General features: G+C 70.7%; 19 protein-coding genes. 10 read left to right on the plus strand and 9 right to left on the minus strand.

Translation table 11 applies throughout. From position 1 onward, the window contains the following. The first annotated feature begins 40 nt into the window (after positions 1-40). Positions 41-427 carry a hypothetical protein gene (locus IE265_RS26665; RefSeq protein ID WP_190038237.1) on the plus strand — a complete coding sequence of 129 codons (387 nt, stop codon included), beginning with the start codon at positions 41-43 and terminating at the stop codon, positions 425-427. 677 nt (positions 428-1,104) lie between these two features. Here the strand turns inward: IE265_RS26665 and IE265_RS26670 are convergent. From IE265_RS26670 to IE265_RS26680, 3 genes are all read right to left on the minus strand, one after another. Continuing rightward, positions 1,105-1,653, minus strand: a complete 549-nt coding sequence (locus tag IE265_RS26670) for a DUF1062 domain-containing protein (protein WP_190038238.1) — start codon at positions 1,651-1,653, stop codon at positions 1,105-1,107. 310 nt (positions 1,654-1,963) lie between these two features. Next, a complete protein-coding gene (locus IE265_RS26675) occupies positions 1,964-2,560 on the minus strand; it encodes a hypothetical protein (protein WP_190038239.1) in 597 nt (198 codons plus the stop codon). 307 nt (positions 2,561-2,867) lie between these two features. After that, the gene (locus tag IE265_RS26680) at positions 2,868-3,452 is read right to left on the minus strand and encodes a TerD family protein (RefSeq protein ID WP_190038240.1); all 585 of its coding nucleotides are present in this window, start codon (positions 3,450-3,452) and stop codon (positions 2,868-2,870) included. Between the two features lie 242 nt (positions 3,453-3,694). Between IE265_RS26680 and IE265_RS26685 the strand changes: the two genes are divergently transcribed. Next, complete coding sequence (locus tag IE265_RS26685) at positions 3,695-4,240, plus strand: DUF4760 domain-containing protein (RefSeq protein WP_190038241.1); 546 nt, start codon at positions 3,695-3,697, stop codon at positions 4,238-4,240. Positions 4,241-4,306: 66 nt separating this feature from the next. On the opposite strand, the gene IE265_RS26690 is transcribed toward IE265_RS26685, so the two are convergent. Next, complete coding sequence (locus tag IE265_RS26690; RefSeq protein WP_190038242.1) at positions 4,307-5,416, minus strand: FAD-dependent monooxygenase; 1,110 nt, start codon at positions 5,414-5,416, stop codon at positions 4,307-4,309. A gap of 162 nt (positions 5,417-5,578) precedes the next feature. Between IE265_RS26690 and IE265_RS26695 the strand changes: the two genes are divergently transcribed. The 3 genes from IE265_RS26695 (at position 5,579) to IE265_RS26705 (ending at position 7,777) form a co-directional block, all read left to right on the plus strand. Beyond that, the gene (locus IE265_RS26695) at positions 5,579-6,577 is read left to right on the plus strand and encodes a TetR/AcrR family transcriptional regulator C-terminal domain-containing protein (RefSeq protein WP_190038243.1); all 999 of its coding nucleotides are present in this window, start codon (positions 5,579-5,581) and stop codon (positions 6,575-6,577) included. A 147-nt stretch (positions 6,578-6,724) separates the two neighbouring features. After that, complete coding sequence (locus IE265_RS26700) at positions 6,725-7,009, plus strand: hypothetical protein (protein WP_229916559.1); 285 nt, start codon at positions 6,725-6,727, stop codon at positions 7,007-7,009. Positions 7,010-7,150: 141 nt separating this feature from the next. Next, positions 7,151-7,777 (plus strand): VOC family protein, encoded by a 627-nt coding sequence (locus IE265_RS26705; RefSeq protein WP_190038245.1) that lies wholly within the window; start codon positions 7,151-7,153, stop codon positions 7,775-7,777. A 168-nt stretch (positions 7,778-7,945) separates the two neighbouring features. Here the strand turns inward: IE265_RS26705 and IE265_RS26710 are convergent, their stop codons facing one another. Further along, positions 7,946-9,136 carry an MFS transporter gene (locus tag IE265_RS26710; protein WP_190038246.1) on the minus strand — a complete coding sequence of 397 codons (1,191 nt, stop codon included), beginning with the start codon at positions 9,134-9,136 and terminating at the stop codon, positions 7,946-7,948. A 170-nt stretch (positions 9,137-9,306) separates the two neighbouring features. Here IE265_RS26710 and IE265_RS26715 point away from each other — a divergent pair, with 170 nt between their 5' ends. Continuing rightward, complete coding sequence (locus IE265_RS26715) at positions 9,307-10,920, plus strand: MFS transporter (protein ID WP_190038247.1); 1,614 nt, start codon at positions 9,307-9,309, stop codon at positions 10,918-10,920. 73 nt (positions 10,921-10,993) lie between these two features. Continuing rightward, complete coding sequence (locus tag IE265_RS26720; RefSeq protein ID WP_229916560.1) at positions 10,994-11,662, plus strand: 2'-5' RNA ligase family protein; 669 nt, start codon at positions 10,994-10,996, stop codon at positions 11,660-11,662. Between the two features lie 59 nt (positions 11,663-11,721). Here the strand turns inward: IE265_RS26720 and IE265_RS26725 are convergent, their stop codons facing one another. After that, positions 11,722-12,576 carry a helix-turn-helix domain-containing protein gene (locus tag IE265_RS26725; protein ID WP_190038248.1) on the minus strand — a complete coding sequence of 285 codons (855 nt, stop codon included), beginning with the start codon at positions 12,574-12,576 and terminating at the stop codon, positions 11,722-11,724. A gap of 148 nt (positions 12,577-12,724) precedes the next feature. On the opposite strand from IE265_RS26725, the gene IE265_RS26730 reads away from it, so the two are divergent. Then, positions 12,725-13,330 (plus strand): NADPH-dependent FMN reductase, encoded by a 606-nt coding sequence (locus IE265_RS26730; RefSeq protein WP_190038249.1) that lies wholly within the window; start codon positions 12,725-12,727, stop codon positions 13,328-13,330. A gap of 106 nt (positions 13,331-13,436) precedes the next feature. On the opposite strand, the gene IE265_RS26735 is transcribed toward IE265_RS26730, so the two are convergent. Then, entirely contained in the window at positions 13,437-13,853 is a 417-nt protein-coding gene (locus IE265_RS26735; protein ID WP_190038250.1) for a universal stress protein, read from the minus strand. A 1-nt stretch (position 13,854) separates the two neighbouring features. After that, entirely contained in the window at positions 13,855-15,348 is a 1,494-nt protein-coding gene (locus tag IE265_RS26740) for an APC family permease (RefSeq protein ID WP_190038251.1), read from the minus strand. Between the two features lie 366 nt (positions 15,349-15,714). Here IE265_RS26740 and IE265_RS26745 point away from each other — a divergent pair, with 366 nt between their 5' ends. Continuing rightward, positions 15,715-16,335, plus strand: coding sequence for a hypothetical protein (locus IE265_RS26745; RefSeq protein ID WP_190038252.1), 621 nt, complete (start codon positions 15,715-15,717; stop codon positions 16,333-16,335). Positions 16,336-16,497: 162 nt separating this feature from the next. Here IE265_RS26745 and IE265_RS26750 read toward each other — a convergent pair whose 3' ends face one another. Continuing rightward, complete coding sequence (locus tag IE265_RS26750; protein WP_190038253.1) at positions 16,498-17,028, minus strand: lamin tail domain-containing protein; 531 nt, start codon at positions 17,026-17,028, stop codon at positions 16,498-16,500. 721 nt (positions 17,029-17,749) lie between these two features. On the opposite strand from IE265_RS26750, the gene IE265_RS26755 reads away from it, so the two are divergent. Further along, positions 17,750-18,721 (plus strand): STM4015 family protein, encoded by a 972-nt coding sequence (locus IE265_RS26755; RefSeq protein ID WP_190038254.1) that lies wholly within the window; start codon positions 17,750-17,752, stop codon positions 18,719-18,721. Positions 18,722-18,977 lie beyond the last annotated feature (256 nt).

Here is an 18,977-nt window from a genome sequence, read left to right on the forward strand (position 1 = left end):
TCGCGCACGATGCGCACCCGGGCACCGCTCGAGGAGTGTCATGAGTCAGCAAGAGCTGAGGCAGGTCCTGCGTCCCCATCTGCGCGAGGAGACACTGAAGGCGGCACTGTCCGGGTACCTCGGTGCCGGGTTCCGCCGAGTCGTCCTCGGAGTGACCGACCGCCGAGTGCTCCTCGTGAGGAGTTCCTACTGGTCGATCAGCAACCAGGGACTCCTGTGGGCGGACCCGCTGGACGACCTCGCCCTCGGCCGCAGACCTCGCGAGCTTCACATGAACGGCTCCTACACCGGCAACACGTACGTGCGCATACGCCGGGCCGACGGCAGCACGTTCCGCCTCAATCCCCGTACGGGCTTCATCGGCGGGAGCGACGGCACCCACCGCAGCGTCGAGGCGCTGTACTCCTCGATAGAGGGCCGCTTCTGACCACCGCCGCCCAACCTCTCACTCGGCGTGGACTTTTCTACTCCAGGGCGTTCCAGTCCCGCAGGCGGCGCAGTCCTGTGGTCGGCTGGTCAGCCACTCTCTCGACCCGGGATGCCGTGCCTCCTGGGCGGCCACCCGCACCGACCTCACGAGCGGCTGCCGGCGGTCGTCCCACCCCCGCTCCTCCGTGCGCGGCCGCGTGTGCTCAAAGGGCGCTCGGGCGGCTCCACTTGCGGAGCCGCCCGAGGACCAGCCCCCGTCGCGCGGTCACCGGGAGCGGAAGGCGGTCCGGATGTCAGCGGGTTCGGATGGCGCTCGTCGTGAAGAATCCGGTGGCGGCGGCGGCGATGAGCGCGCAGACGGCGAACAGTGTGGTGCGACGCACGGAACGTCCTCTCTCGATGACAACGGTTTGCTGTCGTGCTCAACGCCGTTCATGCCCGCGGAGATTCGCCGGAGTCGCGGAAGCCACCTGCATGGACGCGACCGCACGTGGGACCGGCGCCGGTTCCGGGTACGGAGGCGGTGGCTGCCCGGCTCGACGGGCCCCGTCCGCCACGCGCCGCACGGAGTGCGCGGGACCTTCGGCCGACGGGCTTCAACCCCCGCCCGGGGTCCGCCCGGACGAAACCGCCGGGCGGACCCCGGACCCCTGAGTGGCGGGGTCCCGGAGGGGTTCAGCGCTTGAGGGTGAAGGTGAAGTCTCCTGAGAGCCTGCCGGTCAGGCGGACCGCCGAGACGAGTCGGCCCTCCGCCAGGTGTCTCTCGACCTCCGCCCGCGACAGACCGCACCCTTCGGCGATCAGTCGCACCGGCCGGACGGGTATCCGCGCCGCGAAGCGGACCGAGACGTCGACCACCTCACGGTCCAGGTGCTCCGATCCACCGGTGTCGAGGCGCCAGGCGCCGGTCCAGTCGAGGGCTGCCCGATTGCGCCCGAGTACGACCGGGTCCTGGAGCAGCTCAGCTGTCAGGACGGGGTCGTTGGCGTGCAGGCGGTCCAGCAGTTCGGGCCGTACTGAACGCACGTTCGCCCGCTCGAAGACGGTGAGCTTGGCCGTTTCCCCGCAGGCGGTGCAGAGCACGAGGAGCCAGGCGTCGAGGAGCTTGTGGTGTGCGTTGACGCGGAATCTGCGGCTCGCGCGGAAGCGGTCGGACGCGCAGACGTGGCAACGGCGGAGGACGAGTGGCAGGCAGGTGGGCACGACGGCCCAATCGATGAGCACAGGGGTACACCGGTTTCAGTGAGAGTCCGCAGCAAGAAGGAGCGCGGCGCACAGGCGCGACGCGCGACAGTTCAGCAATCGGGAGGTCTCACACGGTGTACAACGGCACGTCCTTACCCAGGCGACTCGGTTCGGCAGCACGGTAGCGGCGCGCGGCGGCGCCGTTCCACTGGTTTTCGGTCGGCTTCGACCGTTCGCTCCGCCGGGACGGCCCGCCCGGCACCCGTCCGGAGCGCAGACCTCGAACGATCAGCGCCGTACGGTCGTCACTGGGCCCCGGAGAGGGACCGGCGAGGGGTCGCGCCGGGCGTCAGCCCTCGCTCCAGCCGCACACATGGGCCTTCTGCACGGGCTCGGTGGAGACGGTCCCGTCGAAGCCCGTGACCATCTCGTACTCGATGGACACCGTGATCCGACCGCCGTAGAACGAGGCCTCACCGCTCATCAGGCTGTACTCGCCGCTGTACTGGCCGTCGTCCGAGGTCGCCTCCACGACCTGCTCCCACCGCGCGTAGCCGCGGCGGAGTTCGATGCTGCGGGTGCCGTCGGTGAAGGACTTGGGCGTCTGGTCGGACGCGGGCAGGGTGTACGAGGCGCAGTTGCCCACCGGTTCGTCGGCCGGCTCCGGGGAGTCGATACCACCGCCCGTGGTGCCGTAGGTATCGTCGCCGATGCCGTCCGAGCCCGAGGAGGTCCCGGAGGTGCCCGATCCCGAAGTGCTGGTTCCCGAGGTGGTGGACCCGGGCGTGCCCGTGCTCGAACCGCCCGACGTACCGGAGGTGCCGGATGTACCCGAGGTGTCGTCTCCCCCGCCCCCGCCCCCGCCCCCGCAGCCGCTCAGCAGGAACAGGGTGAGCAGGACCGCGACCGCCGGCCCGCGGGTGCGCGTGCGGTGCTTGTTCTCCATGGCTCCCCCAGGTCGGCCGTGCGGACAAGGTCCGTTCTACGTCCGCGCACGTCCACGCTGTGGCCGGTTGCCCGCCCGCGGGCCCAGAACCCCCTTCCGGATTCGAACGCCGTAGTCCGTTCGCCGCAGGCCGCCTCCCCACGTCACGAGGCCGCTCCGACCTGAATGTCGTACGCGACCCATGCGGCCCCTTGCCCGAGCCGGCACCGATCGGGGCCCGGATCCTCCCGCCGGGACAGGCATCCGCGGACGGGGGAACGAAAGCGGGGCGGGTCGGCTCACGCCGTCCCGCCCCGCCCGACAACTCCTACTTGCTCGCGGCGAACCGCATCAGGGCCTGCTCGTCACCCTGCTTGATCTTCCCGGTCTCATTGATGACCTGGAGCTTCCAACTGCCCCCGACCCGAATCGCCTTGGCGACCGCGCAGCCGTTGTCGTTGCTGAGGAGGCTCGGCCAGATGTCGGCGACCTGCTGCGTGGTGCCGCCCGTCGCGTCGTACACCTTGAAACTGATGTTGCGCGCCTTCTGGAAGGAACTGCTCTTCTTGTACGCGGCGGCGACGAAGACGATCGCCGTGATGTTGCCGGGCACACGGCCGAACTCGACGGTCACCGTCTCGTCGTCACCGTCGCCGCGCCCGGTCTGGTTGTCGCCGCTGTGCACCAGGGAGCCGTTGCCCAGCGGGTCCAGGGAGTCAAGTCCCGCGAGACGCACCGGGTCCGCACCCTGCATTGCGATGGCGATGAGGTCGAGGTCCGTGCCCGCCTTCTGGCGGAGCTTGCCGAGCAGCCCGCCGCTGCTGCCGACCGTGGGGTCCCAGGACACCCCGATGGACAGATGCGTCACTCCGTCCAGATCCGCCGGGCCGTCTTCCTTCGTAAGCGTGATCATGCCTGTTCCTCTTGATCGTGGGACTGCCTGTATGCAGTGTGCCTCGCTCTCCCCCGCCCCCATACCCCAGGGCCCCACAAAACCCACCAGAACCTGCCCTCTCATCGCACTCGGCGCGATCACGAGCACCCCGGCGGTGCGCCGGGGCCGCAGAACCCGGCTCCGCACGGCTCCCCGCGGCCGAGTGACTCCGGCCCGCCCGGGCCGGGGCGGTGGCCGGAATTCCGCCCTACGATCGGACGGTGGACCCGGCAACCTGGCTGAACGTCCTGGCCGTCGCGATCTCCGTGACCGCGGTGGTGGCCTCCATGTGGTTCGGCGCCCGCCAAGTACGCATCGCCCAGCATGCCAACCACCTGCCGGCCTTCATGGAACTCCTGGCGGAGTTCCGCGATCCGCGGATGCACGAGCAGTACGCCTATGTGTGCTCGGAGCTGGGGCGGCGGCACTCGCCCGACAACGGGCTGCGAGGCCTGCCGCCCGAGGCCAGGACAGCCGTGTACAGCATCGCGTACTTCTTCCAGACCCTGGCCGGCATGTACGCGGTCGGGGTGATCGACGAGACCACGGCCGTCATCATGGTCCGCGGCCGTGCGGCGAAGGTCTGGAGCGCCATCGAGCCCTACGTGGAACGTGAACGGCAGTACCCCGACGTGGACCCGGACCTGCTCTCTCTGCTGCAGGCTTTCGCCCGCATCTCCGCCACCTTCCACGGACCGACCGCCGAACAGCTCCTCGCGGCCCGCCGTCGACGCGCTGCCCGCGGCCTGCCGCTCCACCGGACCTGAGCCCGTGGCGGCACGCATTCCCGGACGGGGTCCGGACGCCGGGTGCCGTGAGGTCGCCCGGGGCGGTCAACCGTCGAGCGGGAGCGCGTTCTTGGCGGCCTCGACCGACTCCTCGGACGCGGGGCCTCCCGGGTTCTCGACGGCCAGTGCCTGGTTGAGGTCGACGAACGGGCGCATGCGCTGTTCGTATCGGGAGTACGCCGCGCGATGGTCGCCCGGCGCCTGGGCCAGGCAGTCGGCCAGTACGTAGGCGCCCACGAGGGCGAGGCTGGTGCCCTGACCCGAGAGCGGGGAGGGGCAGTACCCCGCGTCGCCGAGCAGCGCCACCCTGCCGCGCGACCAGTGTTCCATGCGGACCTGCGCCATCGCGTCGCAGTAGAAGTCGGGTGCCTCCTCGGCGGCCTTGGCGAGTCGCGCGCCCTCCCAGCGCAGGCCCGCGAGCCTGTCGACGACGAGCCTCTTCAGGGAGGCGTTGTCGCACGCTTCCTCGGGCAGCGGGCCGGACTCGAAGCCGAACGCGATCCGCAGCTCGGCGTTGTCGCGCACCGGCATGATGCCGAAGCCCGTGTCGCCGTCGCGCAGCCACACCTGCCAGTCGTCGAGTCCGAGGAAGTTGTCGGCGCCGAACACCGAGAGGTAGCTGCCGAGATGGTGCGTGAACCCGCTCTCTGGGCCGAAGGCCAGCCGCCGCACGGTCGAGTGCAGTCCGTCGGCGCCGACCACCAGGTCGAAGGTGCGCGACGCCCCGTGGAGGAAGTCCGCGCGCACTCCGGCCCCGGTCTCGGTGAGTGAGCGGACACTGTCACCGAATACGTACTCGACGTCGGCCCGCGTGTGTTCGTACACCAGGCGTACCAGGTCCTCGCGCAGCACCTCGATGTCGTCACTGTCGAGCCGGCCGCTGCTGTAGGTCGCCTCGGTGGAGCGGTGGACCTCGTTGCCCTCGGGGTCCAGGACCGACATGCCGCGCATGCGGGTCCGCAGACGGGCCGCCTGTGCCGACAGGCCTGTGCGCTCGACGACTTCGAGGGCGACGCCGCGGATGTCGACGGCCTGGCCGCCTGGGCGCGGGGTCCGAGCGCGTTCGACGACGGTGGGTACGAAGCCGTGGCGCCGCAGCCAGTGGGCGAGCACGGGACCGGCGATTCCGCCGCCGGAGATGAGGACGGTCTGCATCTGGGGAAGCTCCTTTCGTACGCTGTACGCATCGTGAACGTACGACGTACACGCAGGCTCTTCAACCGCCCCGATACGCTGCCTGATCTAGTACAGACGCCCGTCGACCGGTGTTCGGGCTGCTACCTTCTGGCCTAGTACAGATGAGGAGGTGGTGAGGACGTGACGAAGCCCACAGGCCCAGGCGCATCGGACGGTCCGCCCTATTTGCGGATCGTCGCCTCGATCCGGCGGCGCATCGAGGACGGCGAACTCGTGCCGGGCGACCGGGTTCCCTCGACCCGCGAGATCGCGCGGGACTGGGGCGTCGCCCTCGCCACGGCCACCAAGGCACTGACCACTCTCCGACTGGAGGGACTCGTCGAGGCGCGGCCCCGGATCGGAACGGTGGTCGCCGCGACGACGCCCGCCCGGCCGCCGCGCGCCTCCTCGCGGCCGGCGCCGGCGGCCGAGCGTGAGCTGACCCTCGACCGGATCGTGCGCACCGCCGTCGACATGGCCGACGCCGAGGGCCTCGCGGCGCTCTCCATGCGCGGGGTCGCGGCGAGGCTCGGCGTGGCCGCCATGTCGCCGTACCGGTACGTGCCGAGCAAGGAGGACCTCGTCCTGCTGATGGCCGAAGCCGCGTTCGGTGAGCAGGGATATCCGGCCGACGCCCCCCAAGAGTGGCGGCCCCGCGTGGAGTTGGGCGCCCGCACCCTCTGGGCCCTGTACCGCAGGCATCCTTGGCTGGCGCAACTCGGCTCCCTCACGCGCCCCTTGCTCGTGCCCAATCTGATGGTGCACGGCGAATGGATGCTCTCGGCGCTCGACGGGCACGGCCTCGACCCCGTCACACTGTTCGACATCCACGTGCTCCTCTACAGCCATGTCCAGGGCCTGGCCGTGCACTTGGAGTGGGAGGCGCACGCGGCGGCGTCCACGGGCCAGACCGACGACCAGTGGATGGACAGCCGCGCCCCCGCCCTGCGGAGCCTGGCGGAGTCCGGCCGCTTTCCGACCTTCACCAAGGTGGTCGGGTCCTTCGGTGACGGCTACGACATGCAGTTGGACGCCCTCTTCGAGTTCGGCCTCAGGGCACTCCTCGACGGGCTGACGTCCATCGTCGACGCCGCGGACGGCACCGGAGCCGCCGGCACCGCCAAGTCCGGGCGACGATAGGTCGGTTGTGGGGCCCGTACATCCGCACGACGAGCACCGGACCCGTACGGCGGACTCCGGCCCGCGGACCATAACCCTCCGGTGACGGCCGCATCACGAAGCACCCACCGCGCGTGGCCGACCGCGCCCGCGCTCGTTGGACCCTGCATGACGATGCGGGAGCAGAACGGGCCCCCGGCGCTCTTCACCGATGTGACGGACGCGTCCGGGCAGGCCGGCGACGGATACGACTGTCCGTGGTGCCGGATCCTCCTCACTCCCCTGCCCCCAGAGGAATCGTTCCTCGTGCGGGCGGGCGAGGAGGCCGGGCGGGGACGCCCGCCGGGCGCCGCCAGGTCCGCGGCCGTCCGGATCGCCGGGACCCGCGTCACGGCGTTCCCGGTCCTGATCCTCACCCTGCTGGCCACGCTGACCCTGCTGGCCGTGCGCTGAGGCCGCTCCAGCGGTCGGCGGTCGGCGGTCGGCGGTCGGCGGTCAAGGATTCGGGAGCGGCGAAGCCGGTCGGGAAACCGTTCCGGGACCGGTCAGGAATCGAGAAGCGTCCGGGGCGGGCCCAGGATTAGCGTGATGTTCATGGCATCCATCGAAACCGTCACCCTCGCCGTTGCCGACCCCACGGCCGCCCAGGACTTCTACAAGGCCGCGTTCGGTCTCGACACACAGCTCCGGCTGCGCGCCTCGGAGGAGCCCACCACCGGCTTCCGGGGGTTCACGCTCTCGCTCACGGTGTCCGGCCCGGCCACCGTCGACAGCCTCGTCGGCACCGCCCTCGACGCCGGTGCCACCGCGCTCAAGCCCGTCGCCAAGTCCTTCTGGGGCTACGGCGGCGTCGTACAGGCACCGGACGGGACGATCTGGAAGGTCGCGACGTCGGCGAAGAAGGACACCGGTCCCGCCACCCGGGACATCGACGAGATGGTGCTCCTGCTCGGCGTCGCGGACATCGCGGCGAGCAAGCGGTTCTACGTGGAGCAGGGCCTCACCGTGGGCAAGAGCTTCGGCCGGATGTACGTCGAGTTCGCCACCGGGTCGAGCCCCGTCAAGCTGGGCCTCTACCGCCGCCGCGCCCTCGCGAAGGACGTCGGTGTCCAGCCCGACGGCACCGGATCGCACCGGCTGGTGATCGGCGGCGACGCGGGGGCGTTCACCGACCCGGACGGGTTCGCCTGGGAGTCCTCGGCACCGGCGCGCACGGCCTGACGCCACGCCGGTCCCTGCGGGGCGCCCGGTCCGCCCGCTCGCCCGGCGCTCCTCGTCACCGGCCCCGTCACCTCCGCAGGCGGACGGGGCCGGACGACCGCGCCCCGCCCGGCCGTCCCTCACGGCACTGGTCGGCACCCGGGCCGCGGCTGCCGTACCGGGCGCACGTCACACGCTGACCCGTACCGCCCGCCGGAGCAGGTAGACACCCGCGATCGTCGCCAGGAGGGCCATGCACGCGATGAACACCAGGCCCGCCTCCTCCAGGCCGATCGAGGTCGTCAGCACTCCGACACCGATGACCGGCAGGGAGATACCGGTGTAGGCCACCACGAAGAGCGACGAGACGACGGACGCGCGGGACTCGGGCGGCGCCGCACCGGCGACCGCGGACAGCGCGCCGCGAAAGGCCAGTCCCTGCCCGAACCCGCCGACCAGCGCGCTCATGACGACCAGCCACAGCAGGTCCCACCGCAGCGCGCCCGCGAGCAGCGCGAGCCCGGCGAAGAGCCCGGCGCAGCCCAGCGGCAGGGACCGGTCGGTGCCGAAGCGGCCGACGGCGAGCTGTCCCCCGGTCGAGGAGAAGAAGGCCAGCGCGACGATCGCGCCCGTCACGGCGTGGTTGTGCACGTCCAGGGACTCGGTGAGGAACGCGGGACTGACGGACGTGAAGACCCCGAGCAGCGCGAACCCGACGAACGCGGCGATCGCCGCCGGCGCGAACACCGCCCGTACCTGCGGCGGCAGTCCGGGCCGCTGCGGCCGCACGGTGTTCACCGGGTGCCGCTCGCGCACGGTCTCGGGCAGCCGGAGCAGGACTGCCGCGGAGCCGGCCACCAGCACGAGGTGGACGATGAACGGCAGGTACAGCGGCCAGGGCGCGTACTCGGCGAGCAGCCCGGCGAGGAGCGGACCGCAGCCGAGGCCGCCCAGGTTGGCCGCGGTCGCCACGAAGGTGGCCCGTGAGACTCCGCCCTCGGGCGCCAGGTTCATCACGTACACGGTGGCGGCGCCGGTGAACAGACCGGCGGACAGGCCCGAGAGCAGGCGCCCCGTGTACAGCCATCCCAGCCCGGTGGCGCACAGGAAGCACACGGCGCTCAGGGCGGCGAATCCCAGGCCCACGAAGAGCACGGGCCGCCGGCCCACGACGTCCGAGGCGTTGCCCGCGAGCAGCAGTACGCCGATGACCCCGAAGGCGTAGACGGCGTACACGACCGTCACCGTCAACTCGGAGAACCCGAACTTCTCCTGGTAGAGGCCGTAGAGCGGGGTCGGCAGCGTGGTGCCGGCCATGCACACGGCGAACACCGCCCCGGCGAGCAGGCACTCACGCCACTTCCGGCGGTCACCGTCCATGGCGCCGACGCTAACCCTCCGAGCCTGGGCGCACCCGTCCGATGCGCACCGCGCAAGGCCCGTACGGGTGCCGACGGCCGGTGCGGACTGGGCCGAAGGGGTGACAGCCACCCCCTGCCCCGCACGGTCTCGGACATGCGCGGTTCCTCCTGCGGGGTCAGACTTCGACCATGAGCGACAAAACGGGGAGTTCTGCGCCCGGGGGGGCCGATGTCGGGTCCACCCCGCCCAACCAGACCGTGGCTCTCGCAGCGATGCTGTTCGCCGTGTCGATGACGTTCATCGACCAGACGATCGTCTCCATCGCGGCCCCGAGCATCGTGGACGAGCTGGACCTGTCGGCCTCCGGGATGCAGTGGGTCGTCAACGCCTATCTGCTGTCCCTGGCAGCGTTCTTCGCGCTCGGCGGGCGGCTCGCCGACATCCTCGGGCACCGGCGGATGATGGTCATCGGCACCCTGGTCTTCGTCATCTCCTCGGCGCTGTGCGGCTGCGTCCCCGACAACAGTTTCGCCCAGAGCTGGTTGATCATCTTCCGCGCCACCCAGGGACTGGGCGCCGCCCTGATGTTCCCCGCCGCGCTCGCCGTCGTCGTCGCTGTCTTCCCCGTCGAGAAGCGCGGCCGTGCCCTGGCCCTCTTCTTCGGTCTGTCCGGTGCGCTCACGGCGCTCGGTCCGCTCCTCGGCGGCTGGCTCACCTCCTGGACCTGGCGCGCGATCTTCTGGGTCAACGTGCCGGTCGCGATCATCGCGCTCGTCCTCACCGCGCTCGCGCACATCCCCCACCGGCCCCGCCGCGAACGTCTCGACGTACCCGGCGCCGTGCTGGTCGCCCTGGGCATGGGCCTGAGCGTGCTCGGTCTCCAGCAGGCCTCCGCCTGGGGCTGGAGCAGCGTCGCCACCTGGGCCTGTGTCATCGGCGGGCTGGCGATCCTGGTCGTGTTCTGCCTCTACGAACTCCGGGTCGAGCAGCCTCTCATCAAGCTGCAGGTCTTCCGCGACAAGGCGTTCGCCGTCGACTGCGCCGTCCTGTTCTTCTCGATGCTCGCCTTCGTGCCGGTGTTCTTCTTCGCGTCGGTGTACGCCCAGGTCTCGCTCAGTGCCTCGCCGAACCAGGCCGCGCTGTTCCTCCTGTACTTCTTCATCGGCTTCGCCATCGCCTCGCAGTGGGGCGGCCGGATTCTCGACAATCGAGGCGCACGGCCCGCGATGAAACTGGGCACGGCCCTCGGCGCGGTCGGTTTCGCGCTCTGGGCGGGCAAGTTGACGGACCTCTCCATGCACGACCAGTGGCCCTACGCGGCCCTCGCCGGCGCGGGCATCGGGTTCCTGCTGTCGCCCGCCTCGACGGACGCCGTCAACCGCTCCATCGACGCCTCGTACGGCGAGGTCACGGGCATCACGCAGACCGTGCGCAACTACGCGGCGGCCATCGGTCTCGCGGTCTTCGGCACGATCCTGACGCACGTCACCACCGACAAGGTCGTGGAGACGCTCGAGTCCAAGGGAGTGCCGGCGGATCAGGCGCGGGAGGCCGCCCGCGACATCGCGGAGGCGGTCACCGGCCAGCCCGACGCCAAGAGCCCCGACGGGGAGGGCGCCGTCGCCACCACGATGCGCGAGGCGATGTCCACCATCCGGCTGGACTTCGCCCAGGCCAACCAGTGGGTGTTCTACGGCATGGCCATCGCTCTCGGCATCGCCTTCCTGTGCGCGCTGATGCACCCCGGGACGCGGGTCACCGAGGACGCGAGTACGACGGGCCGGAAGCCCGCCGACGACTGACGGCCGACCGCTGCCCGGGGCCGATCCGTCCCCCCTTGATCGCGGGACGTCCGGTCTGTGATCATGCCGTGTGGTGATCGCGGAGGACGGCTCGGCCGGCTACGAGCAGGACGGACCGGCCGTGAACGGGCAGGACCGGCAGGATACGGACCGGTGGCCGGACGTGCCCGGGGACACGGCTCTCACCATCAAGGTCCCCGAGGCCGATCCGCTGGTCCGGGCCGGCTTCCCGGCCCATGTGACCGTGCTGTACCCGTTCGTCCACACGAGCCGCCTCGACGCCCGGTTCCACAGCGAGCTGACCGGACTCCTCGCCGCCCACGACGCGTTCACGCTCACGTTCGCCGGGTTCGCCCGGTACCCCGGTGTGCTGTACCTCGACCCCAGGCCGCACGACCCCGTCAAGGCCCTCACTGTCGGCCTCACTTCGCGCTGGCCCGAACTTCGGCCCTACCGGGGGCTCTTCGGCGCCGGGCTCGACCCCCATCTGACGATCGCGAACAGTGAGGGCCCGGAGACCCAGGACGCCGCCTACGACGCGTTGCAGGCCGAACTCGCGCCCCGGTTGCCGCTGCAGTGCCGGGTCCGCGAGATCCACCTCGTCGTCTGGGACGGCGAACGCTGGCGGGACCGGGAGGTCTACCGGCTCGCCGGCGGACGCACGACCCGGCGCCGCGGGCAGTCAGGGGGCTCCGGTGCGGCACCCGCCGGCGTCACCCTCGCGCACCTGCGCAGCGACTGACCCGTCCGCCGGGCAGGGCCGCGGCAGTCATGACCGCGGGTCCGGCGGTACGTCCGGCGTCAGCCGGACAGCACACGCAGGGCGCCCGGACGGCGGCCGTTCAGATGGTCGAGCGCGGTGGACGTGGCGTCGTCGGCAGGCAGATGCACGATCAGTCGCTGATCGTCGTCGGCAGGCAGTTCGAGGGTCTCGTACGCCAGCCGCAGCTCGCCCACCTCCGGGTGCACCAGCCGTACGACACCGCTGGACTCCGGAAGCCCGGGCAGCCTCTCCACACGCCCGCTGAATTCCTCACCGGCCGTCACCGTCAACTCGTCGGCGAGCACCGCGACATGTCTGTCCGCCCGGAACGGCCCCTGTTTGAGGGCGGCGACCTGCTCGTCGGCGACACGGTCCCAGTCGGGATACGCGGTACGCGCCCGGGCGTCGGTGAACACGAAGCGGGCGAGGTTCGGCGGGCCGCCGTCGAGCAGGCCGACCGGTCCCGCGACACGCTCGTATCCCTCGGTGCGGGCGAGGACTTCGCTCAACCGGTTGAGCAGTACGGCGGGTGCGGGTTCCAGCCGGGCCAGCAGCCCCCGCACGGTGGGACGCACCGTGCGGGCCGGCGTGGCGCCCCCCATGCAGGTGAAGCCGCCCTCGGCGGACTTGCTCAGCCGGTGCAGGTGGACCCGCTCGCTCGGAGTCATCCGCAGCGCCTCGGCCAGGGCCGAGAGGACCGGCGGCGACGGACGGCGGTCGCGCCCCTGCTCCAGACGGGTCACGTACTCGACGCTCACGCCCGCGAGTGTGGCCAGCTCGGCCCGGCGCAGGCCCGGTGTGCGACGGCGGGGTCCGGTGGGCAGGCCCACGTCCGCGGGAGTCACGCCCTCCCGGCGGATGCGCAGGAACATGCCCAACTCGTTGTCGCTCACCCGGTGAACGTAGCAGCGGCGGTGCACTCTGTCGTGGCCCTGTCCCTACCAGCATCGGCTCGGCCTTCCTCGCCGCCGTGCCGCCCGGCAGGTTGACGGGACGCGGCCCACTTCGGCCGCCCCCTGATGTCGGACAAGGAGTTCAGCCATGCCCAGCAGCAACCTCACACTCGCGGTGGTCGTCGGCAGTGTCAGGGAGGGCCGGTTCGCCCCGGTGGTGGCCGACTGGTTCGTCGAGCAGGCCGAGCGGCACGGTCTGTTCTCCGTGGACCTCGTCGACCTGGCGGACACACCGCTGCCCCTCGAACTGCCACCCGTGCCGCCGGCCATGGAGCCCGACATGGCCCGTCCGGCCACGATGGCGGACCTCACCCGGCGGCTCGGGGCGGCCGACGCGTTCGTCGTCGTGACCCCCGAGTACAACCGCAGCTTCCCGGCCTCGCTCAAGGCCGCCGTCGACTGGCACTACACGGAGTGGCAGGCGAAGCCGATCGGCTTCGTCGGGTACAGCGGGGCGAGCGGCGGACTCCTGGCGATCGAGCAACTGCGCCAGGTCTTCAACGAGTTGCACGCCCACACAGTGCGCGACTACGTCTCATTCCCCCGCTACTACGAGCTGTTCGGCCCCGACGGGCGCCTCAAGGACCCCGAAGGCCCGGACGCCGCCGCGAAGGTGCTCCTGGACCAACTCCTGTGGTGGGGCTCGCTCCTCCGCGACGCCCGCCGCGACCACCCGTACACGGCTGCCCCGTAGGACTGCGCAGGACGGGCCGGCCGCGGCGCGCCGTACGAGTCGGCGCCGCGGACAACTCACTGCCGCACGGGCCGTCATGTCCCGTGCGGCAGTCAGCCCTTCGTGTTCAGTGCTCGATCGGGACGCAGAGGACCGGGGTGCTCGACAGGTGCAGGAGTTTGTGCGGGGTGGAGCCCAGGAGAACCCCGCGCATCGGGCTCTCGCCCCATGTGCCCACGACGATGAAACGGGCGTCATGACGTGAGGCCGCGTCGATGAGCGCCTGTGCCGGTTTCCGGTCGATGATCTCCACCGTCGCGGGCACCCCGGCCTGCTCGGCCTCCTGGAGCGCGTGGTCGAGTGCGACACGTCCGGCCTGGTGAAGGGCGTCCCGGTGCGCCTGGTACTCCTCGCCGAGGGACCCCGGAGCGGCAGCCCCGTAGACCAGCACGAGCGGCTCCCCGAACGAGGCCGCCACCTCGATCGCCACGCTCAACGCCCGTCTCGCACCCGGTGATTCGTCGTACCCGAGGACGATCGACATCTCAGGACTCCTTGCCGTGGACCAGATCGGGATCGGCGACGCCGGGGCGCTCCGACCAGAAGGAGGGTGCGACGAAACGCCGGACGACCATGAGGACCACCCCGGTCAAGGCGATACCGATCCCGATCACGAGGGGCGGACCGAGCCCGAACCACGAGACCCCGCTGTAGGAGTTCGCGGGATCGGACATGTCGGAGACCGATTCCACCAGGAGCCAGGCCAGCAGTCCCGCGCCGACGAGCGGGCCGAGCCCGATCAGGAGGAAGAAGCGGAGGCTCTCCGTCAGATGGCGCCGGTAGTAGACGGCGCAGGCCACGCCCGTGAGCGCGTAGTAGAAGCCGATCAGCAGCGACAGCGCGGTGAGCGAGTCGAACAGGGCGTTGCTGCTGATCTGGTTGACGACGATGTACCAGCCGATCGCGATGGCGGCGACCCACCAGGTGCTCACGTCGGGTGTGCGGAATCGCGGGTGGATGTGCGCAAAGTGGGTGGGCAGTGCCTGCCTGCGGGCCATGGACAGCGCGGTGCGCGACGCCGGAATGATCGTCGTCTGCGTCGACGCGAGTGCGGACGTGGACACGGCCAGCAGCACCACCCAGTCCCAGCTGCCCATCACCTCGTCGGCCAGCAGGGCGAAGACGTACTCCTCCTCGCCCGCGTTCTCGGCGAGGAAGGTGACACCGGCGTACGCGACGACGGCGATGCCGACCGACACGTAGGTGATCAGCAGGACGACCGTCGACCAGACACCCGCCTTGCCCGGTGCGGTGGCCGAGTCCTCGACCTCCTCGGTGAGGTTGACCGCCGACTCCCAGCCCCAGTAGATGAACACACCCAGCAGCAGGGCTCCGGTCAGTGTCGAGCCGCCGGACCCGAAGGGGTTGAGCCAGCTGATCGACGGTTCGACGGAGTCGGACATGGCGGTGCCCGCGTACACGCGGTAGAGCGCCACCGCGACGAAGATGAGCAGGCAGGCGACCTGGGCCAGGATCAGCACGTTCTGGACCTTGGACGACACCTCGGTGCCGATGACGCACACGGCCGTCATCACGATGATCAGCAGGACCGCGAGCAACTGGCGTACGAACTCGTTCTCGACCCAGCTGTCCAGGCCGACGGCCAGCAGCGCGAAGCTCACGGCCACGTCCGCCAGCGATCCGACCACCAGGACACCGGTCATGGCGATGGCCCAGCCGCCGAGCCACCCGGCCCAGGGGCCCATGGCGCGGGTCACCCAGGAGAAGGTCGTGCCGCAGTCCTGGTCGACCTTGTTGAGGTAGTAGAACGCCGAGGCGATCATCAGCATCGGCACGAACGACGCGATCATGACGCCGGGGGCGTAGACACCGACGAGCGCCACGATCGGACCGATGACCGCGGCCAGCGAGTACGCCGGGGAGGTCGCGTTGAGTCCGATGACGAGCGCGTCGACGAATCCGATCGCGTTGGCCTTCAGTGAGTCAGGGGGGCGTGCGTCCTCGGTGTCGTTGGCCATGTCCCTCGCTCCGGTTGTACGTGAGCCCATACAACACCGGCGGATCGGCACTGGGCCGTCGCCGTGCTTCCGTGCCGTCCGTATCACCTGAACGCCGCTGCTCAGGGCCTCAGTGGCTGCCAGTGTCCCGAAGCCGTCCGGCGAGGGGAAGGGCCGGGTGCACACCGACCTGGAGGGCGTGAAACGGACAAAGAGTTGACTCGGCGCAGGAACATTCGGTTCCACTCGTGCGTACTATCCCTGAACGGCCGCAGATCGCGGCAGTTGTGCCCAGCGGGACGACACGACGAGCACGCGCCCCTCAACCCGTACGCGGACGCCGTGATGCATCGACTTGTCACCCGTGCACGCAGAGAGGCATCCTCCATGTCCGACGTGAACTCGACAGCAACCGAACTCGCTTCCCAGTACATCGCCCAGGTGACGGGCGACCTGGAGCGGAACACCACCGAGCAGGCTCGCGTCACCGCGGATCTCGAAGCCCTCCAGGAGCAGTTGCTGACACTGCGGCGGGACCAGGCCGTGCTGCTGACCATGCGGGAGGCGCTGGGCGGATCACTCCCGGCCGACTCCCCCGGTCCGGCGGCCGTGCCCGCGCAGGCGACCTCCAAGTCACCGAAGGCCAGGCCGAAGAAAGTGTCCGCCACCTCGAAGAGGCCGGCTTCCGTCGCGGCGACCACCTCGACAACCGCTCCGGAGGCTCAGGCCGCTCCTGAGGCTCCGGCCAAGGAGGACGACAGCGCGACCGAGTCGTCGTCGGGCACCCGGCCGACGCTCGTCGAACTCGTCCGCAGCCACCTGGGCCCGGCGAACGAGCCGCGCTCCGCCGCCGAGATCACCGCGGCGCTCACCGACGCCCACCCCGACCGGACCATCAAGACCACGGTCGTACGCACCACCCTGGAGGGACTGGTCGCCAAGAGCCGTGCCCAGCGCACCAAGCAGGGTTCCTCGGTCTTCTACACCTCGGTCGCCCCTACCGCTTGAGGCCTGCGCCGACGCCAGGCCCCTGACGTGGCTGACGACAGGGCCGACAGGACGGACGGCTGACCAGGAGCATCCCCGGGCTTGTCGTGCGGGTGCGGACATGACGGTGCGGTGTGCCGGTTCGGTCGGCACACCGCACGTCAGCCGGGGTGATGCGGTGGGTCAGTGGCGGTTGCCGGGGCGGTCGTTGCCGCGGCCGTCGTGACCGCGTCCGTCGCCCGGACGGCCGTGGCGGCCCCACGAGGCGTCGTCGACGAACCGGCCCCGCTGGTTGGTGAGCGTCGCGGTGCCCGACCGGTTGTCCCACACATAGGTGCGGCGGTCCTGGAACACGTCACGATGCGTGTCACGGCCGACCCCGGTGTGGACACGGACCGTGGACCGGCCGTCCAGCCGGAAGTGACGGAACGTGAACGTGTGCCCCGCCCGGTCCGACAGCTTCCACCCGCTCAGGTTCACCGCGTGCCGACCCCGGTTGGTGACGTCCACCCACTCACGGTTCAGCGAACGGTTCGAACCGTTGTCGAAGCCCGGCGAGTCGTACTGCACCGCACTGATCACCACACGCGAACGGTCACGGTCGCGGTCACGACCGGGACCGTCGGCGGCGGTCGCCGGCAGCGCCGCCGCCCCCACCACGGCACCCACCGCGAGCGTCACGGCCACCGAACGACGGATGGAACGAGAAGACATGGAACCGTCCTCCAGGTACTGGCCCACCACACCCGCCCCCGGCCCTGACCGGCGGCAGTACAGCAGGCGATGTGCGAACCCCGGCTTCGTGCCGAGGACCCACAGCCTCCGCCACCACCCCGCCCCCGCACGACATGTCCCACTTGCAGTTACCGTATGCGGACATTTCAGTGACGAACCACCACCCCCACCCACCACCCCCACCCACCACTACTCCGGGTTACACGGCCACTACACCCACCCCGCAACCCCAACCCCACAACCGCTTACCCCACCCGGAAAGCCACCCCCACCGCACCCCGCCCCGATGGGACGAAATGCGTAACAGACAAGAATCCCTGTTTTTAGAACATGCGTCAGAAAGCAGCCGAACAGTACGTATTACCGACAGCCCGATACCCTTGGGCCAGTCGGGCTGCTCCCGCGGCAGAAGGCTGAAGGACGCCACCGCGCAGATGCCGATGCTCTCCTGCCGCTCACGGATCCGATGACCGCCGCGTCGTTCCCACCCCAGCGGTTGACGCTGGTCTCCCCAATGCCCCGTACCCGCTTCGCCGATGCGGCCCCGGCAACCGGACGCAGGTCCAAGGCCCTTCGACCGCGATGGCCGGGGCCGCCGCTCGCGATGTCGGTGGCCGTTGGTAGAAAGGGCGCCTCACGGGCCGACGTTGGCGCCGACGGCGCCTCGCCGGCCGCGGTCCGAGTGCGGAAGGCTCTTTCCTTGACCATTGGGCACATAGAAGAACTGCACGGTCTGCCCGTCCACGAATTCCCCCGGCCCGGGACGGAGAACAGCCCCTTACCGGAAGTGGAGACGGTCGCCTGGAAACTGTCCAGGGACCCGTTCATCAGTGAGGACGAGGCCTTCGACGACTGCTGGGATCGCTTCCTCGACACGGTGGATGCCACACGGGTGCGGGCGCTGGTGCTGGGCGCGGGCGCCTACGGCACCGAGGACGCCGCCAGCCCCGACGAGACCACCGCGCGACTCGTGGCCGCCGCCGGCCGGCTGACCGGACTCAGGGCGCTCTACCTCGCCGATCTCAACTTCGAGGAATCCGAGCTGTCCTGGATCGTGCAGAACGACGTGGCACCGGTACTGGCCGCCTACCCCCGTCTGGAGGAACTCGCGGTACGGGGGTCCAACGGCGGCTTCGGCGACGAACCGGGGCTGCGGTTCTCGCCGCTGCGCCACGAGAACCTGCGCATCCTCCGCTTCGAGAACGGCGGACTCCCCCGGGAGGTCGTCCAGGGCCTGGCGGCCTGCGACCTGCCCCGCCTCGAACGCCTCGACCTGTGGCTCGGAGCCGAGTGGTACGGCCGGAGCACCACCGTCGACGACCTCGCTCCCATCCTCCAGGGCACCGGACTGCCGGCCCTGCGGCACCTCGGACTCAAGAACAGCGACATCCAGGACGAGGTCGCCGCCGCGGTGGCCGGCGCTCCCGTGGTCGCCCGGCTCTCCTCGCTCCACCTCGGCCTGGGCACCCTCGGCGACACCGGCGCGGAAGCCCTCCTCGGCGGCCAGCCCCTGACCCACTTGGAGGAGCTCGACCTCGACCACCACTACCTCTCGGACGCGATGATGGGCCGTGTGCGCGAGACCCTGGAGCCGGCCGGGGTGAAGGTCAACCTGTCGGGACAGGAATCGGCAACCAGCGAGGACAGCCGGTACGTGGCAGCGGGCGAATGAGTCCGGAACGCCGGCCCGGGTGACCCGGAAGGGCCGCCCGGGCTTCCGCACGCCCGGGCCGCCTGAGGTACCACCCCGGCTCCCGCACGGGTGAGCCGGTCGTGGCCGATGCCCGGCGGAACCCGGTCGGGGAAGCCCGCCCCGGGGTGACGGTCCCGGTCAGCGCCCCCTGGGGGGGGTGAAAACCCCCGGTGGGTGGGTGCAGGTAGCACCCACCCGCACCCGGGGCCCAGCAGGCTGTCCCCGGGCTCTGGTG

This window comes from Streptomyces fructofermentans (assembly GCF_014651055.1).
GTDB lineage: Bacteria > Actinomycetota > Actinomycetes > Streptomycetales > Streptomycetaceae > Streptomyces > Streptomyces fructofermentans.

Coding starts and splice junctions, on each gene's coding strand:
- IE265_RS26665 (WP_190038237.1), top strand. CDS start 41: ATGAGTCAGCAAGAGCTGAGGCAGGTCCTGCGTCCCCATCTGCGCGAG.
- IE265_RS26675 (WP_190038239.1), bottom strand. CDS start 2,560: ATGGAGAACAAGCACCGCACGCGCACCCGCGGGCCGGCGGTCGCGGTC.
- IE265_RS26680 (WP_190038240.1), bottom strand. CDS start 3,452: ATGATCACGCTTACGAAGGAAGACGGCCCGGCGGATCTGGACGGAGTG.
- IE265_RS26690 (WP_190038242.1), bottom strand. CDS start 5,416: ATGCAGACCGTCCTCATCTCCGGCGGCGGAATCGCCGGTCCCGTGCTC.
- IE265_RS26700 (WP_229916559.1), top strand. CDS start 6,725: ATGACGATGCGGGAGCAGAACGGGCCCCCGGCGCTCTTCACCGATGTG.
- IE265_RS26705 (WP_190038245.1), top strand. CDS start 7,151: ATGGCATCCATCGAAACCGTCACCCTCGCCGTTGCCGACCCCACGGCC.
- IE265_RS26710 (WP_190038246.1), bottom strand. CDS start 9,136: ATGGACGGTGACCGCCGGAAGTGGCGTGAGTGCCTGCTCGCCGGGGCG.
- IE265_RS26715 (WP_190038247.1), top strand. CDS start 9,307: ATGAGCGACAAAACGGGGAGTTCTGCGCCCGGGGGGGCCGATGTCGGG.
- IE265_RS26730 (WP_190038249.1), top strand. CDS start 12,725: ATGCCCAGCAGCAACCTCACACTCGCGGTGGTCGTCGGCAGTGTCAGG.
- IE265_RS26735 (WP_190038250.1), bottom strand. CDS start 13,853: ATGTCGATCGTCCTCGGGTACGACGAATCACCGGGTGCGAGACGGGCG.
- IE265_RS26740 (WP_190038251.1), bottom strand. CDS start 15,348: ATGGCCAACGACACCGAGGACGCACGCCCCCCTGACTCACTGAAGGCC.
- IE265_RS26745 (WP_190038252.1), top strand. CDS start 15,715: ATGTCCGACGTGAACTCGACAGCAACCGAACTCGCTTCCCAGTACATC.
- IE265_RS26750 (WP_190038253.1), bottom strand. CDS start 17,028: ATGTCTTCTCGTTCCATCCGTCGTTCGGTGGCCGTGACGCTCGCGGTG.